Raw genomic sequence first — 16,914 nt, 5'->3', positions numbered from 1 at the left:
CCAAGTTATTCTCTAGAAATAGAGAGAAAGAATTTGCTTGGCGACCATAGCGTTGTGGACCCACCTGATTCCATGCCGAACTCAGAAGTGAAACGCAATAGCGCCGATGGTAGTGTGGGGCTTCCCCATGTGAGAGTAGGACATCGCCAGGCTTTAAATTTAGTTTTTACCTTTTGAAAGGTGAAGACATAGATTAAAAGAGCCCGTTTGAAAAAGCGGGCTTTTTTAGTCCAAGCATAAAGATTTAGTGTGCTGGTATAGCTCAGTTGGTAGAGCGCACCCTTGGTAAGGGTGAGGTCCCCAGTTCAAATCTGGGTACTAGCACCACTTATACAGTTTTTGCTTGGCGACAATAGCATTGTGGACCCACCTGATTCCATGCCGAACTCAGAAGTGAAACGCAATAGCGCCGATGGTAGTGTGGGGCTTCCCCATGTGAGAGTAGGACATCGCCAGGCTTATATTTGCAAAGCCCTGACTAATCAAGTCAGGGCGTTTTTCGTTTCTGTACCTACAAATCCAATGACCTAGTACGCCAAATGCTTCGATGAGGAGTTGAGGTATCGATAGTTATTCATATCAACCGTAAGCCTGAAAATATGCACTGATAGCTTCGGGTCTACTTCTTGTCATTTAAATCCCAATTGTATTCATAGTGAAACTTTCCGCTTAGCGTCACCAGGTCAGGGCGGTAATGGGCTAAATGCTCAGTAAGTTGTTGTCGATTTCCAAAGTCTTCTGCAAACCACTCATAGATAGATGATAGTTGGATTTTGCCATTATCTACCAACACGCCTTTATCACTGTTAATAAAGGTAAATGCTGCGCTTTCGAGCTGTTGTTCTGTATTGTCGACAGTAAATGCATTAGGTTGTAGGTTGGGACAGCCAAGGCTAGCGCAATTCACTGCGTAGTGAGTGCGTGGGTCGTTCCAAATAGGGCGAAGAATGCGATGTTCGATATCATTTAGGGTTAAGGCTTTACCATTGATGCTGATCACTTCATCCCCCCAAGGCCCAAAGCTAAAAAAGCCTCCTAGCTTAGTGATTGACTTGACTGGATAAGCATCGAGGATGAGCTGGACCGTAATAGCATTATACAAGTTGACCCAATAGGCATACTGTTCTGCTCGACTAAACTCTCTTGGGTTCAGTTTTGATAGGTTAGTTAGGTAGGCATTTAGTTTTTGTTTATCTTCAAGAGTGACTGAAGAGTATTTGAATAAGGTGTTTTCACCGTCAACGACTAAATATGTATCAAGCAATGCTTGCCAAGCTTGGTGGTTAACTTGAACTGTGTTGCTCTCATTACTGGTATTCCAATAAGGCCATAGCTCAGATTTCGGTGCTGCGTAGGTGCTAAAAGAAAGCAGAGTGAATATTAGAGTAAATAAAATCTTCATAGTGACCTAATTAGTAAGCGTGAATCTAAAACTTAAGACCGTGCCTTGAGGAGTTTCATTTCAAAATAAAAAGGGTTGGCATATGCCAACCCTTTTGAATTCTATCAAACTAGATATGAGTCTATTTGAGGAAAGCAGGAATGCTTTCTTCATATGCTGCAATTTTGTCTTCATGTTGAAGCGTTAGGCCTATGTTATCTAAGCCATTCAACAAGCAGTGACGGCGGAACTCATCGATTTCAAATGAGTACTCTTTGCCATTTGCTCGAACTAGGTTTGCTTCTAGGTCTACCTCGACTTCAGCACCTTCGTTAGCGTCTATGAATTGGAAGATTTCATCCACTTCTTGTTCAGTTAGACGAACTGGAACCATCTGATTGTTAATTGAGTTGCCGTAGAAAATGTCCGCAAAGCTTGGAGCGATCATTGCCTTGATGCCGTAATCCGCTAACGCCCATGGTGCGTGTTCACGTGATGAACCACAGCCAAAGTTTTCTCGAGCAAGTAAAATCGAAGCGCCTTGGTAACGAGGAGCATTCATTACAAACTCTGGATTTGGCTGCTCACCTGCGTCATCTAGAAAACGCCAATCGTGGAATAGGTGCTTACCAAAACCTAGGCGAGAAACCTTTTGAAGGAACTGCTTAGGGATGATTGCATCGGTATCGACGTTCGCTGCATCTAGAGGAACAACCAAGCCTGTGTGTTGTTTAAAACCTGACATGACTATTCTCCTTATAACTCACGAATATCAACAAAATGACCAGCAATCGCTGCCGCCGCTGCCATTGCAGGGCTTACTAGGTGGGTACGACCATCACGGCCTTGGCGACCTTCAAAGTTACGGTTTGAGGTAGAAGCACAACGCTCGTGTGGACCTAGGCGGTCATTGTTCATCGCTAGACACATAGAACAGCCCGGTAGGCGCCACTCAAAGCCTGCGTCTTTGAAAATTACATCCAAACCTTCCGCTTCCGCTTGAGCTTTTACTTGCTCAGAGCCAGGTACGATAAGCGCTTGCACGTTATCAGCGACTTTGCGACCTTTCGCAACTGCAGCAGCGGCGCGCATATCTTCGATACGAGAGTTAGTACAAGAACCAACAAACACTTTATCGACTTTGTAGTCTGACAGCGCTTTGCCCGCTTCTAGGCCCATGTAAGCCAGCGCTTTTTCAGCAGAGGCTTTTTCTACTGGATCTGAAAAGCTTTCTGGAGCTGGGATTGCTTCATCTACTGCAATAACCTGACCCGGATTGGTACCCCAAGTAACCTGTGGTTTGATGTCTGCTGCGTTAAGCGTTACCACTGCATCGAATTCTGCGTCGTTGTCAGTTTTTAGAGATGACCAGTATTCAATTGCTGCTTCTAAATCTTCACCAACTGGTGCGAACTTACGACCTTTGATGTATTCGAATGTAGTTTCGTCTGGTGCGATTAGACCTGCTTTAGCACCTAGCTCAATAGCCATGTTACATACTGTCATACGACCTTCCATCGTAAGATCAGTAATTGCTTCACCACAAAACTCAACAACGTAGCCAGTACCGCCGGCTGCAGTTGTTTCACCGATGATGGCTAGTACGATATCTTTCGCTGTGATGCCAGGTGCAACTTTACCTTTCACTTCGATCTTCATCGTTTTCGCGCGAGCTTGTTTTAGCGTTTGAGTTGCTAACACGTGCTCAACTTCAGAAGTACCAATACCGAATGCTAGCGAGCCGAATGCACCGTGCGTCGCTGTATGGGAGTCACCACATACAATCGTCATACCCGGTAGAGTAATACCTAATTCAGGGCCCATGACGTGCACGATACCTTGGTATTTGTGGTTGATGTCGTAAAGGGTGACACCAAACTCTTCACAGTTCTTCGATAGCGTTTCCATCTGGATACGAGCCATCTCACCGGAAGCATTAATGTCTTTAGTTTGCGTAGAAACGTTGTGGTCCATGGTAGCAAACGTCTTACCAACTTGACGAACCTTACGACCCTTTTCACGTAAGCCATCAAACGCTTGTGGAGACGTTACTTCGTGAACCAAATGGCGGTCGATGTATAAAATTGGGTTTTCACCCTCTGCAGCCACGGCAACGTGTGCGTCGTAGACCTTTTCGTATAATGTTTTGCCCATCATCACAATCCTGTGCGTAGCTCCTGATAACGGCAATCAGGAGCGAATAATAATTATGAATTTAACTGTTTATTATGAGTTCAAAATGTACTCAGCGATCTTGTCGCCCATTTCTGACGTTGATAGTGCAGGTTTATCACCCGCAAGATCGCCTGTCAGCTCACCTGCTGAAAGCGCTTTAGAAACGGCTGCTTCGATATCTTGTGCAGCAGACTCTTCACCCAGGCTGTATCGTAGCATTAACGCTGCGGATAGGATCTGTGCCACAGGGTTTGCAATGTTCTTCCCTGCAATATCAGGAGCACTACCACCTGCTGGCTCGTATAGACCGAACTTACTTTCGTTTAGTGATGCAGATGGAAGCATACCCATTGAACCCGTGATCATCGCACATTCATCAGAAATGATGTCACCGAAGATGTTTGAACATAGCATGACATCGAACTGCGCAGGATCTTTGATTAGCTGCATGGTCGCGTTATCAATGTACATGTGTGTTAGCTCGACATCTGGGTAGTCTTTCGCGATTTCTTCAACTACTTCACGCCATAGGATAGAGCTTTGAAGTACGTTAGCTTTATCAATTGAGCACACTTTTTTGTCGCGTAGGCGAGCTGATTCAAATGCAATCTTAGCGATACGCTCAATTTCAAAGCGGTGGTAGACCTCAGTATCGAATGCTTTCTCGTTAGCACCTTCTCCTTCGCGCCCTTTTGGCTGACCAAAGTAAATACCGCCAGTTAGCTCACGAACCACAACAATATCGAAACCGCGGCCTGAGATATCAGCACGTAGTGGAGAGAATGCTTCTAAACCAGCGTGGATTTGAGCTGGGCGCAGGTTACAGAAAAGCTGGAAGTGTTTACGCAGAGGAAGTAGCGCCCCACGTTCTGGTTGATCGTTTGGTGGAAGGTGTTCCCATTTTGGACCGCCAACAGAACCAAACAATACTGCATCTGAGTCTTCACAGGCTTTTACTGTCGACTCTGGAAGTGGGCAGCCGTGGTTATCAATGGCGATACCACCTACATCATGTTCATCTCGAGCGAATTCGATACCGTGTTTATTTTCAATTGCGTCTAGCACTTTGTGTGCTTGCTGCATTACTTCTGGGCCAATGCCATCACCTGGTAGAACGGCAATTTTGTACGATTTGTCTGTCATGTTAATCCTTTATGTTTATATCTTTTGACTCTCTCGGTTAGAGCCAAACTCCCTGAACATCTGGGAGTTTGGCTATTGTCCAGGAGTATTAAACGGCTTCGATTTTACGCTGTTTGATTTCTTCAATTTTGTTTGCACGGTGAATGCTGTTAATCACGTGCAATAGTGCTTGGCCAGAGGCTTCAACGATGTCAGTTGATACGCCAGTACCGTGGTACTTGCGGCCTTTGTAGTTGGCGATAATATCGGCTTGGCCTAAGCCATCTTCACCTTCGCCTTTTGCGGTCAAATCAAACTTATCAAGAACAATATCATATCCTGTTACTCGATAGATACATTGGTAAAGAGCATCTACCGGTCCATTGCCGACAGCAGCTTCGCTAGTTTCTTCATCACCACATTGCATCTTAATACTGGTGGTAGCCATGACACTACCAGACTGAACACTTAGGTAGTTCAGTTTATAGAAGTCATCTTCTTCACGTAGGTTAGAGAAGTGCATCAATGCTTCTAAGTCATAATCGAAGACTTGGCCTTTACGGTCGGCTAGTTTCAAGAAATCTTCGTACAACGCATCTAGGTTGTATTCATCACCTTCGTTGTAGCCCATCGCATCCATATGGCTCTTAACCGCTGCTCGGCCACTACGGCTGGTTAGGTTAAGTGCTTTGTTCTTAAGGCCAATAGACTCTGGAGTCATGATTTCGTAGGTATTCTTGTTCTTAAGCATGCCATCTTGGTGGATGCCTGAAGAGTGACTAAATGCATTAGCACCGACAACGGCTTTGTTGTCTTGGATCGGCATATTACATAGTTGGCTAACCAATTTGCTGGTGCGATGAATTTCATCGTGCTTAAGGCCGGTGTGAACACCAAGCAACTCTTGACGAGTTTTGATGATCATTGCGATTTCTTCTAAAGAACAGTTACCTGCACGTTCACCAATACCATTAATGGTGCCTTCTACTTGGCGAGCACCTGCTTGAACAGCGGCAATCGAGTTAGCAACGGACATGCCTAAATCATCGTGACAGTGAACGGAGATAATCGCTTTGTCGATGTTTGGTACTCGATTGAAAAGAGTTTGGATAATGCCGCCAAACTCGTTTGGCACAGTGTAGCCAACGGTGTCTGGAATGTTGATGGTGTTTGCGCCAGCATCGATTGCTGCTTCTACCATACGGCATAAGTTGTCGATAGGTGTGCGACCTGCATCTTCACAAGAAAACTCAACGTCATCAGTGTACTTGCGCGCATGTTTAACTGCTTTTACACCCATTTCTACTACGTCGTCGTAGCTGCGGCGAAGTTTGTCTTGAACGTGAACAGTTGAAGTGGAAATAAAGGTATGGATTCGGAAGGCTTCTGCTACTTTTAGCGCTTCTGCAGCGGCATCGATATCTTTTGCTACTGCACGTGATAAGCCACAGATACGGCTGTTTTTAATATTCTGAGCAATGGCTCTTACCGATTCAAAATCACCTGGTGAAGACACAGGGAAGCCCGCTTCAATGACATCAACACCTAGACGCTCGAGCGCATAGGCAATTTGCAGTTTTTCCTTAACTGTCAAACTTGCTGACAACGCTTGTTCGCCATCACGTAGAGTGGTGTCGAATATAATCACCTGATCGTTCATGTTTGCTTCCTTTAAGATTCTTGTGTTTTCACACAGGTTAATCGTTTACTTCCAGTCAATAGTTATAAAAAAACCCGCATCTCGATGCGGGTTTTTTGGAATTCTTATGTGGTTTTTTTTCTTCCACAGCCTACCCGCGCGATGTCTTCACGATAAGGAGGAGGCTCAGCAGGATAGAAAAACGCTTAGTCATTGTTAACTACTTCCTATAAGGAGTTAAATAAACCACAAAATTAAGTTAACAAATTAGTACCGCACTCAGTGTGGAACGTCAACCCTAAAGTCGATATTTTATTCATATCGGATCAGTTTGTAAGGCTAACATTAGAAATACTTTAATTAATCACTTGATGAAATATTGATTAATAATAACTCTGTTGTTTACAAAGTCGTCATCCTACAATTAATCAACTGATTAATAATTAGGGTCTTTTCTATGGCAGATGAAGCGAGAAAGGCGGGACGCCCACAGAATAAAACCGATGCCCGAGAAAAGCTAATCTATCACGCTCGCGAGCTGTTTACAGTAATGGCTTATGACAAAGTATCCACTCGGTTGGTCGCCAATAAAGCAGGCGTAAATAGTGCCATGATTCGATATTACTTCGATAATAAGGAAGGGTTATTTGAAACCATGCTACGCGAAACTTTAGCGCCGATGCAGAAGCAAATGCAGACCCTAATGGCGGATAGTTCACGTAAGAATTTCCTAGATTTAATGCGAACCTATTACCGAGAAATGATCAAAGTGCCGCAGTTTCCTCGATTGATTTCTCAAGTGATGTTCATGCCGCCTTCTGATACTCAGCGCAAGCTAATGGAGAAGGTGTTCTTTGATATTAGTAAACCGATGCAGGACGTGATGTTCGATAAATTGGTCGATAGCGGCATTTTGCAGCCAGACATGGATCCAAAACTATGTCGAGTTTCGTATATCAGCTTGATGGTATTTCCATTTATCGCCCCTCCGGCTCTCTTAGCCATTCATGGCATTGAGTTGAATGAACAATTTCTCAGCGAGCTGTTGGAGCACAACATCAAGCTCATGACACATGGCTTTATGCTGCCGCAAGAATCTTAAGGACACATTGATGAAAATTAACCGCAAACTTCTTTTTTTCCCTGCTTTAGCGGTCGGTATATTGGTTTTAGTGTTGGCGATTAACATGCGCCCGGATTTACCCGTTAAACCTGCAGGTGATAGAGCAAGGGTCGTCGAAGTGCAAACCTTAGCGCTAACGAACATGGCGCCCTTGGCAATTGGCTTTGGCAAGATCACGCCAAAAATGGAGTGGAAAGCGATTGCAGAAGTAACGGGTAAAGTCGTTTACAGGCACCCGAAACTTGAGAAAGGGCAAATACTCCCAGCGGGGACAGAGATTCTGCGTATTGATCCGCTCGATTATGAGCTGAAGTTGGTGCAAGCGCAGGCGGATTTGAAGTCAAGTAGAACCTCATTGGCGAAATTGAATCAGGAGGAAGAGAACCTCAAGCAAACACTTAAAATTGAGAACAACCGCTTAAACATTGCCAATACTGAGCTTGAGCGAAAACTGAATCTGCGTAAGAAAGGATTAACGTCCCAGTCTGATGTCGATCAACAAGAGCAAAGTGCTTTGTCACAAAGAAAGTTGGTGTTGGATATTCAGAACCAGATCGACTTGATGCCTGATGAAAAACGTGTGGCAGAAGCCGTAGTCAAAGTGAATGTATCTAAAGTACAAGAAGCACAGCGTTCGTTAGAGAAAACGTCGATCACTTTACCTGAAAACCTGCGTATTGCTGATGTGGAAATCGAGCAAAACCAAGTGGTGAATCTGCAGCAAACGATGGTCACCGCGCACGGTATCGATGTCATGGAAGTTGAAGCGCAGCTTTCTATTCACGACATGCAAACGTTGGCGATGAGCCTAAAAGACTTCAGCCGAGATGAATCGGGTATCCCTCAGCCTGATATGGCGTTTATTAAGGCCAATATTGAGTTGAGTAGTGGCAGTTTGCGATCCCGTTGGCCAGCGAAAGTCGCCCGCATTAGTGAAACGGTTGATCCTAACCAAGCTACGGCTGGAGTGATCTTGGAGATCAGCCAAGATTATACCGATCTTAAGCCTCAAACTGTGCCTCCACTGGTGAATGGGATGTTTGTCAAAGCGGAGATCGAAGGTCATGCGAATCCGAGCTGGTCGATACCGGAACGAGCGCTGCATGGCGATAAGATCTATCTACTTAATCAACAGAGTCGTTTAGAGATCCTCCCCGTTGAAGTGCTATATCGCCGCGACAATCAAGTGGTTGTGGATGGTGAGCTAGAAGAAGGCGACAAAGTGATTCTCAACGATCTTCTTCCTGCCATTGATGGCATGCTACTAAGAGAAATTGGCACTCAAACTGAGGAGCCAAAAGCATGATCGCATTCTTTTCCAGACACCCAACAGCTGCAAATCTACTGATGCTCGGACTGTTGTTGGTTGGTCTAGTGTCGTTACCGACGATTAAACGTGAGACCTTTCCTGAGTTTGATCCACCGTACATTATGGCTGGGGTTGTCTACCCAGGTGCTTCACCACAAGAGGTGGAAGAAAGCATTTGTATGCGTATGGAAGATGCAGTCGATGGCCTAGCAAATATTGAAGAGACGCAATGTGAAGCGATTGAAGGCTCTGCTCGCCTTATCTTAAAGCTCAATGAAAAAGCTGATATCGGTAGGATGTTGGTCGATGTGCAAACGCAGATCAATTCAATCAACGACTTCCCGGCAGAAATAGAGTCACCGATCGTTCAAGAGCTAGATTGGAATGAGCCTGTTGTTGATGTAGCGATTACCGCAGATACCACCTGGCCGGAGCTTAAAGCGTACGCCGAAGATTTAAAACGTACTCTCAAGTTAGATTACGGAGTTTCATTGGTGGAAGTCAGTGGATTTTCTGATCACCAATATCGCATTGAACTGGATGCTCAAGCGATGCGACAACTGGGTTTGAGTGTCGGGGACATTGCTGATCAAGTTGGACGTCAAAACGTTAAGCTGCCTAGTGGTAATGTGGAAACGCCAGACAAAAACTTTCTGATCCGTTTTGATGAAAGGCGCATTACTCCGCAAGAGCTGGAAAGCATCGTGGTAGGCTCTGGTCCAAATGGATCTCTGATTCGACTAAGAGACATCGCGAAGATCACTGATCGTTTTGAACTTGATGAGCAGAAAGTACTGTTCGACGGTAAGCCATCGGCTTTGCTGAAGATCAGTAAGAACAAAGAAGATGATGCACTGCGGATCAAAGACAGAGTCACTCAGTTTGTCGAAGAGCAAAGCTTAATCGCACCAGACGGTGTGAAGCTGCAGATGACAAACGATCTCTCCTCGGTCTTATGGGATCGCCTCACCATGATGGTGAGAAATGGCTGGCAGGGGATTGTGTTGGTGTTCGCGACCATGTGGCTATTTTTCAGCTTACGTTACTCGTTTTGGGTTGCTGCGGGGCTTCCGGTTGCGTTCCTTGGTGGCTTGTTTTTGATGGCGAACCTTGGCTTATCAATCAACATCATGTCGTTGGTTGGTTTGCTCATGGCTATCGGTATCATGATGGACGATGCCATTGTTATCGCCGAATCCATTGCTGCTCACTTAGAGCGAGGGCAGAAAGTCGATGATGCGGTTGTTAATGGGGTGAAGAAGGTACTGCCGGGGGTCTTGTCATCTTTCCTTACCACAGTCTGTATCTTTGGTAGCTTACTGTTCCTAGATGGTGAGATGGGCGCAGTGCTCAAAGCGGTTCCTCAAGTGCTGATTTTGGTTTTGACTCTGAGCCTTGTCGAAGCATTCTTGATTCTGCCGAATCACCTGTCGCATTCATTACATAAAGAAAAGAAAGAGAAGCCACCACTCAAGTTTAAGCGTGTACTGCTAGAGAAATTTGAACACTTTCGTAATACCACACTGATGAATGCGGTGGAGAAAGTCGTTGCGTTCCGTTATGCGTTTTTGGGGGGTGTGATTGCTTTACTACTGATTTCGGTTGCTGCGATTGCTGGTGGTTTACTCAAGTTCCAACCTTTCCCTGAGCTAGATGGCGACATTGCAGAGGCGCGCATTATCCTTCCTCCTGGCGCGTCCCTATCTCAAACTGAACGAGTCGTGGACAGAATAGTCGCGTCCGCTCAACGTTTAAATGAAAGTTGGAGTGAGGAAGTAGAAGGAGGTCGAAACCTCGTTCAGCATATTACCAGCCAATTCAATGCCAATGCGGATGCAAATGAGTCGGGGCCACATGTCGCGACGGTGCGACTCGACTTACTCGGTGCAGAGCAACGCAATACAGTCATTGATGAGTTCATCAACGCATGGCGAGAAGATATCGGCGATTTAGCCGATCCAATTTCATTGGTCTTCAAGCAGCCAACAATGGGGCCGGGTGGTCGAGCGATCGAAATTCGCGCCAAGCATGATGATTTAGATGAATTGAAAGCAGCATCGATTGAAATTCAGCAGTATCTGAATGAATTTGAAGGCGTGCACGGTGTGCTTGATGATATGCGTATGGGTAAAGAAGAGGTGTTAGTGAAACTTCGCCCAGGCGCAGAAACCTACGGCGTAAATGGCCAGATGATCGCAAATCAGCTACGAGCTGCGTTTTTCGGACAAACGGCTGACGAAATTCAGGTTGGAGTCGAGAATATTTCGATTGAAGTGAGATTGGATAAGGTTCAAGCCGGTGATTTACAGCAGCTAGCTAACTTCCCAATTATTATGCCAGACGGTATTCAGATCCCGCTTGCGACTATCGCAACTTTGGACTTTCAGCGTAACTACGTGAGAATTCAGCGTATTGATGGGCTACGTACTATTAGTGTGTTTGGTGACGTCGACAATACCAAAGCCAGCTCGTCTGCAATCATCGCTCAGTTCCAGCGAGATGAAGCGCCAAGGTTAGTGCAAAAATACCCAGGTTTACGTTTCGATTTTGAAGGTGAGGCAAAAGATGCAGCGAAAACGGGCGCGTCAATGGGCAAAGGCTTCTTGCTCGGCTTGTTTGGTGTGTTTGCGATATTGAGTTATCAGTTCCGTAGTTACTTAGAACCTGTAGTGGTGATGCTGGCGATTCCACTCGCTTTCATTGGTGTCGTGTGGGGGCATATCCTACTCGGCCACTCACTGAGTATGCCAAGCATGATGGGCTTTGTGTCATTGGCCGGTATTGTCGTTAACGATTCTATTCTATTGGTGCAATATATTCGCCATCACGTTGATGAAGGCGACAGCGTGCATGACTCCGTGGTGAAAGCGAGTAGAGAGCGCTTCAGGGCAGTATTTTTAACTTCCATGACCACCGCCGCAGGCTTGCTGCCGCTACTTACTGAAACCAGCTTGCAGGCGCAGGTGATTCAGCCGCTGGTCATTTCGATTGTGTTCGGTATTTTTGCTTCTACCTTATTGGTACTGTTTATGATCCCAGCCGCATACGCTGTATTGGCCGACTTCGGCTTAGTCCATAAACATGAAGAACTGCACTAAGCTAACTAACGTTAACTGGCATACCATCAAAACCGCCTGACTCTTACAGGCGGTTTCTATTTCGATAGGCTTCGATAGCAATCTTCATTCTTTCTCCAACAAACCTTAACCAGATTGTCATTTAGTCGCACTAATTTGATCGTACTTGCATCGTTTCATTTAAAGGAGCTAGTGATGCGTACTATCCAACCTGTAGCGAAGTTTGATTTGGCTTTTTCAACCTTCTGCTTACAACACAGATTCAATCAGCAAGTGGCTAATGTCAGTAAAGCTATTTCCCACAGCGGTGATGGCCATTTGTATATTGTCATTGGGCTATTGGCTTGGTTTTTTGATGGCCTTGTCGGGCAGCTTTTCTTACTCGCAGGCTTAATTGCATTTGCTATTGAGCTACCCATTTATTGGTTTCTTAAAAACAGTTTTAAACGTCGCAGGCCAGAAGAGTTGTCTGCGTTACTCCCCGCTTTTATTACTCCTTCAGATCGCTATAGCTTACCGTCAGGTCACACAGCAGCAGGTTTTCTAATGGCGACCTTAATCGGAGCTTTCTATCCTGCTCTTACTGAATATGCATTGTTATGGGCAAGCCTGATTGGTGTTTCTCGCATTTTGCTTGGAGTGCATTTCTTTACCGATGTGGTGATTGGCGCATTGCTAGGGATTACTTGCGCCAATATTGCTCTTTCAGTTACCTCTGGAGTGAGCTAATGAAGATACTTTACGGAGTGCAAGGGACTGGCAACGGTCATATCGCTCGGGCAAGAGCAATGAATAAGGCATTAAAAGCGAGAGACATCGAAGCCGATTTTCTGTTTTCCGGAAGAGCGAAAGATAAGTATTTCTCGATGCAGGAGTTTGGAGAGTTTGAAACGCGTAGGGGACTGAGCTTTGTCACTCAAAAGGGCAAAGTGGATTACGTGAAAACCGCGTTAGATAACAGTTTAGTTCAGCTCAATAAGGACATTCGCTCTCTCGATTTGAGCCAATATGATGTGGTTATTAACGATTTCGAGCCAGTTTCAGCGTGGGCTGCGAAGAAACAAAATAAACCTTGTATCAGTATCAGTCACCAAAATGCTTTTCGTTATTCGGTGCCGAAAAAGGGCGCGAGTTGGCTCGATAAGCAAGTGATCCATCATTTTGCGCCTTCTGATTATGCTATTGGACTGCATTGGTATCATTTCGAGCAGCCTATTTTGCCACCAATTGTCGCGACGATAGAGCAGCAAGTCGCGCAAGGCGACTTCATTTTGGTCTATTTACCGTTTGAAAATGTTGATGACATTCAGGAGTTGTTAACGCGCTTTAACAGCCATAAGTTCGTCTGTTTTCATCCTGACGTTGTAGATAAACATGAGATTGGAAATGTTCAGTTATTCCCACTATGTCACAGCAATTTTCAGCATCACTTACATCAATGTGGGGGCGTGATTGCTAATGGTGGTTTTGAATTGCCTTCTGAAGCCTTGAGCTTAGGAAAAAAGCTACTGCTGAAACCGTTGGCTGGTCAGTTTGAGCAGCAAAGCAATGTTGCCACGCTGGAAAGCTTAGGTTTAGCAACCGCGATGGATATTTTGGATGCCAGTGTTGTTCGTCAATGGCTGGATGAGAAACCGGGTGAAAGTGTGCAGTATCCCGATGTGGCAGAAGCTATTGTGGACTGGGTGTTGGCAGGGCAATGGGATACCCATGAAACGCTAAGCCAAACGCTGTGGGATAAGGTCGACTTTCCTAGTTATGTTTCAAACTTATGAACAATATAAGCGGTGTCATTTAATTGGCGGAGTGACCAATAGATTTGCTAAATGTAACCAAAGGTAAAGTATTTAACTCATAGCTAAGCCGAATGAATGAACTAAAACCATAAAAAAATGTGTTTTATAGTTTTTTATAAAAGAGTTAATTATTGGAAAATTAAGGGGATTCTTTATTGTAGGGTAAAATTTGCTGATTAAATGTCAATCTTGTTGCTAATCATCAATTGATTCGCCGATAGTGGGTGTCAGCCGAGAAGTATCTAAGGCGTAAATATAACAACGACAGGTTATCTATTTTCCGACCACCCATTAAATAATGTTGACGATGACAACAAGAGGCGTAACCCAATGTTAGATAAAAAAGACGCAATGAGCGCTATTGCTAGTTACCGTATGGAAAGCACATTACGCGGAGTAGATTTAAATCTGTTGACCGTATTTGATGCCGTTATGCAAGAGCAAAACATTACTCGTGCAGCGCACAACCTAGGTATGTCACAACCAGCGGTAAGTAACGCAGTTGCTCGCCTTAAAGTGATGTTCAACGACGAACTATTCATGCGTCAAGGCCGCGGTATTCAGCCTACTCAACGCGCTCGCCAATTGTTTGGTCCTATTCGTCAAGCACTGCAACTTATCCGCAACGAACTACCAAGTTCGGTGTTCTCTCCAGAGACTTCAACTCGCCTATTCAAACTCGCAATTTGCAGCCCTTGTGATATGCGTTTTGCTCCAAAGATCATGTCTACTGTTCATGAACAAGCGCCTAACGTACAGCTTCACCTAGATGCAGAATTCGACCGTATGCTTGCTGAGCGTATGCGTTACCAAGAAATCGACTTCGTTATCGATTACGCTCGTTTTGATGAGCAAGGTTTCTCAAGCACTGAAATCTTCCAAGATGAACTTGTTGTTGTTGCGTCTAAAGCACACAGCCGTATCCAAGGCTCTGTGACTCCAGAAGCTCTACTTCAAGAGAAACACGCAAAACTATCTAAAATTCACGGCCAACGCAGCTTCTCTGAGCAAGCGTACCGCGAACTTGACTGCCAGCCATACTACGAAGGCACAAGCTTAAGCAATGTACTGTACGTTGTTGGTCAATCTGAGCTTGTAACGATTGCACCTCGTTGGATGGTAGAAAACGCTGCAAATAAAGATCAGCTTCAAGTGCTAGAGTTCCCATTCGAGAACGCAAACATCAGCGGTTACCTAAGCTGGCATGAGTCGAGCGAAAAAGACAAAGGCCACATCTGGTTCCGTGACCAACTAATGATGATCTGTGGTGAAGTTGTCGCTCTAGACTAAGCGTTACATTTCGCAACACAAAAACCTTGTCCAGGCTAGCTTGGACAAGGTTTTTTTATGGCTAAAACTGACAGTTTTGTTGATAACTTTGATGTTCGTCAGTTGCCTTTTTTAACTCGAAATGTACACTTGTGCGCTCAAAATAGCTTACATGTGTAAGCCAAAGGTAAGAGACATGGCCAATTTAGATTTTCATATCGTAAAACGAATTCGAGAGCAAATTGCGAAGGGTGGCGAGCGTATTGCTTTAAAGCATAAAGTCGGCACTGTATGGCAAGGTATTAGCTGGACGCAGTTTGGTCAGCAGGTAGACGCATTGTCACTTGCACTATTGGCTCAAGGACTGAGAACTCAAGATAAAGTGGGGATCTTCTCCAACAATATGCCTAATTGGACTGTGGCTGACTTCGCTTCTCTGCAGCTACGCGCAGTAACAGTACCGATTTACCCAACCAACACGGCAGCTCAAGCGGCTTACATTATCCAAAATGCTGATGTGAGAGTACTGTTTGTTGGCGAGCAAGAGCTGTTTGATGCAGCGCTAGGGATTTTCGAGCAGTGTGAACAACTTGAATTGATCGTTGCGATGTCGCACGACATCAATGTTGACGGTTGCGAGTTTGCTTTGAGCTGGAATGAATTTCTTGCTAAAGGCAGCGAAGAGAATCAAGCAGAACTAGCGCAACGTCTTGAGCAAGCTAATTTTGATGATCTGCTAACGCTTATCTACACCTCAGGCACAACTGGCCAGCCAAAGGGCGTGATGCTGGATTACGCTAATATTGCAGCGCAGCTAGAAGGTCACGACCAACGCCTTAGCTTGAGTGAAAGTGATGTATCACTGTGTTTCTTACCGTTATCTCATGTTTTCGAGCGAGCTTGGACTTTCTACGTTCTTTACCGCGGTGCAACCAACTGTTACTTACAAGACACGATGCAGGTGCGCGACGCTCTTGGTGAAATACGCCCGACCGTGATGTGCGCTGTTCCTCGCTTCTACGAAAAAATCTTCTCTGCTATCCATGAAAAAGTGTCGAAAGCCCCATTCATACGCAAAGTGATTTTCACTTGGGCGGTGAATATGGGGGCTAAAATGGCGGTTTGCCAGCAAGAAGGTAGAAAACCATCGCTGATGCTGAAGAAAGCACATAACCTAGCGGACAAAATGGTGTTGTCTAAGCTGCGTGACTTGCTGGGTGGTCGAATCAACTTCATGCCATGTGGTGGCGCTAAGCTTGATGAAACTATTGGTCGTTTTTTCCATGCGATTGGTATCAATGTAAAGCTTGGCTATGGCATGACAGAAACGACGGCAACCATTTCATGTTGGGATGACCAATGCTTTAACCCGGATTCGATCGGTATGTCTATGCCCGGCGCCCAAGTGAAAATTGGCGAAAACAACGAAATCTTGGTACGCGGCCCAATGGTTATGCGTGGTTATTACAAGCTACCTGAAGAAACCGCAAAAACATTTGATGAACATGGCTTCCTAAAAACGGGCGATGCGGGTCATATTGATGAGCAAGGTAATCTCTTTATTACCGACCGTATTAAAGAATTAATGAAAACATCGGGTGGTAAGTATATCGCTCCACAGATGATCGAAGGTGCGATTGGTAAAGATCATTACATCGAGCAAATTGCGGTTATCGCTGATACTCGTAAATTCGTTTCGGCTCTGATAGTGCCATGTTTCGATACGTTAGAAGAGCACGCTAAAGAGCTGAATATTAAATATCATGATCGCCTTGAATTGATTAAGCATCATCAAATCGTCGAAATGTTTGAAAAGCGAGTGAATGAATTGCAGAAAGAGCTCGCGAAGTTTGAACAAGTGAAGAAGTTCAAGCTGTTACCTAAAGCATTCTCTATGAATGATGGCGAGCTGACACCAACTCAGAAACTTCGTCGTAAAGTGATTAACGATAAATATCAGGACGAAATCGAAGAAATGTATACGGAAAAAAAGAAACAGAGCTAGTTTTCCGTTAGATAATAT

12 protein-coding genes, 1 tRNA gene and 2 rRNA genes are annotated in these 16,914 nt (G+C 45.0%); 10 read left to right on the top strand and 5 right to left on the bottom strand.

Features of this window, described 5'->3' with window-relative positions; all coding sequences use genetic code 11:
• Positions 1 to 36 precede the first annotated feature (36 nt).
• From rrf (ACXABW_RS13000) to rrf (ACXABW_RS12990), 3 genes are all read left to right on the top strand, one after another.
• A 5S ribosomal RNA gene (gene rrf, locus ACXABW_RS13000) occupies positions 37 to 152 on the top strand.
• Between the two features lie 99 nt (positions 153 to 251).
• Positions 252 to 327 (top strand) — tRNA-Thr (locus ACXABW_RS12995).
• Positions 328 to 342: 15 nt separating this feature from the next.
• Positions 343 to 458, top strand: a 5S ribosomal RNA gene (rrf, locus tag ACXABW_RS12990).
• A gap of 161 nt (positions 459 to 619) precedes the next feature.
• On the opposite strand, the gene ACXABW_RS12985 is transcribed toward rrf (ACXABW_RS12990), so the two are convergent.
• The 5 genes from ACXABW_RS12985 to leuA all read right to left on the bottom strand — a co-directional run bounded on the left by ACXABW_RS12985 (position 620) and on the right by leuA (position 6,338).
• Positions 620 to 1,402: a DUF547 domain-containing protein gene (locus ACXABW_RS12985; protein ID WP_265689730.1), complete on the bottom strand. Its 783-nt coding sequence runs from the start codon at positions 1,400 to 1,402 to the stop codon at positions 620 to 622.
• Positions 1,403 to 1,523: 121 nt separating this feature from the next.
• Positions 1,524 to 2,126 (bottom strand): 3-isopropylmalate dehydratase small subunit, encoded by a 603-nt coding sequence (gene leuD / locus ACXABW_RS12980; protein WP_457523045.1) that lies wholly within the window; start codon positions 2,124 to 2,126, stop codon positions 1,524 to 1,526.
• Between the two features lie 11 nt (positions 2,127 to 2,137).
• A complete protein-coding gene (gene leuC / locus ACXABW_RS12975) occupies positions 2,138 to 3,535 on the bottom strand; it encodes a 3-isopropylmalate dehydratase large subunit (protein WP_265688731.1) in 1,398 nt (465 codons plus the stop codon).
• A 72-nt stretch (positions 3,536 to 3,607) separates the two neighbouring features.
• A complete protein-coding gene (leuB, locus tag ACXABW_RS12970) occupies positions 3,608 to 4,699 on the bottom strand; it encodes a 3-isopropylmalate dehydrogenase (protein WP_457523043.1) in 1,092 nt (363 codons plus the stop codon).
• A gap of 88 nt (positions 4,700 to 4,787) precedes the next feature.
• A complete protein-coding gene (gene leuA, locus ACXABW_RS12965) occupies positions 4,788 to 6,338 on the bottom strand; it encodes a 2-isopropylmalate synthase (RefSeq protein WP_265688730.1) in 1,551 nt (516 codons plus the stop codon).
• 436 nt (positions 6,339 to 6,774) lie between these two features.
• Here leuA and ACXABW_RS12960 point away from each other — a divergent pair, with 436 nt between their 5' ends.
• From ACXABW_RS12960 to ACXABW_RS12930, 7 genes are all read left to right on the top strand, one after another.
• Entirely contained in the window at positions 6,775 to 7,419 is a 645-nt protein-coding gene (locus tag ACXABW_RS12960) for a TetR/AcrR family transcriptional regulator (RefSeq protein WP_457523041.1), read from the top strand.
• A gap of 10 nt (positions 7,420 to 7,429) precedes the next feature.
• Positions 7,430 to 8,746 carry an efflux RND transporter periplasmic adaptor subunit gene (locus ACXABW_RS12955; protein ID WP_457523040.1) on the top strand — a complete coding sequence of 439 codons (1,317 nt, stop codon included), beginning with the start codon at positions 7,430 to 7,432 and terminating at the stop codon, positions 8,744 to 8,746.
• Entirely contained in the window at positions 8,743 to 11,847 is a 3,105-nt protein-coding gene (locus ACXABW_RS12950; protein WP_457523039.1) for an efflux RND transporter permease subunit, read from the top strand. Before ACXABW_RS12955 ends, ACXABW_RS12950 begins: the two co-directional genes overlap by 4 nt.
• A gap of 174 nt (positions 11,848 to 12,021) precedes the next feature.
• Positions 12,022 to 12,555, top strand: a complete 534-nt coding sequence (locus ACXABW_RS12945) for a phosphatase PAP2 family protein (RefSeq protein ID WP_457523038.1) — start codon at positions 12,022 to 12,024, stop codon at positions 12,553 to 12,555.
• The gene (locus ACXABW_RS12940; RefSeq protein WP_457523036.1) at positions 12,555 to 13,601 is read left to right on the top strand and encodes an MJ1255/VC2487 family glycosyltransferase; all 1,047 of its coding nucleotides are present in this window, start codon (positions 12,555 to 12,557) and stop codon (positions 13,599 to 13,601) included. Before ACXABW_RS12945 ends, ACXABW_RS12940 begins: the two co-directional genes overlap by 1 nt.
• Before the next feature lie 351 nt (positions 13,602 to 13,952).
• Positions 13,953 to 14,912, top strand: a complete 960-nt coding sequence (leuO, locus tag ACXABW_RS12935; RefSeq protein WP_457523035.1) for a transcriptional regulator LeuO — start codon at positions 13,953 to 13,955, stop codon at positions 14,910 to 14,912.
• Positions 14,913 to 15,087: 175 nt separating this feature from the next.
• Complete coding sequence (locus ACXABW_RS12930) at positions 15,088 to 16,896, top strand: AMP-dependent synthetase/ligase (protein ID WP_457523033.1); 1,809 nt, start codon at positions 15,088 to 15,090, stop codon at positions 16,894 to 16,896.
• Positions 16,897 to 16,914: the final 18 nt, after the last annotated feature.

Source organism: Vibrio paucivorans (assembly GCF_054053395.1).
The sequence above is the reverse complement of the archived record's forward strand: the minus strand, read 5'-3'. Positions and strand labels throughout refer to the sequence as shown.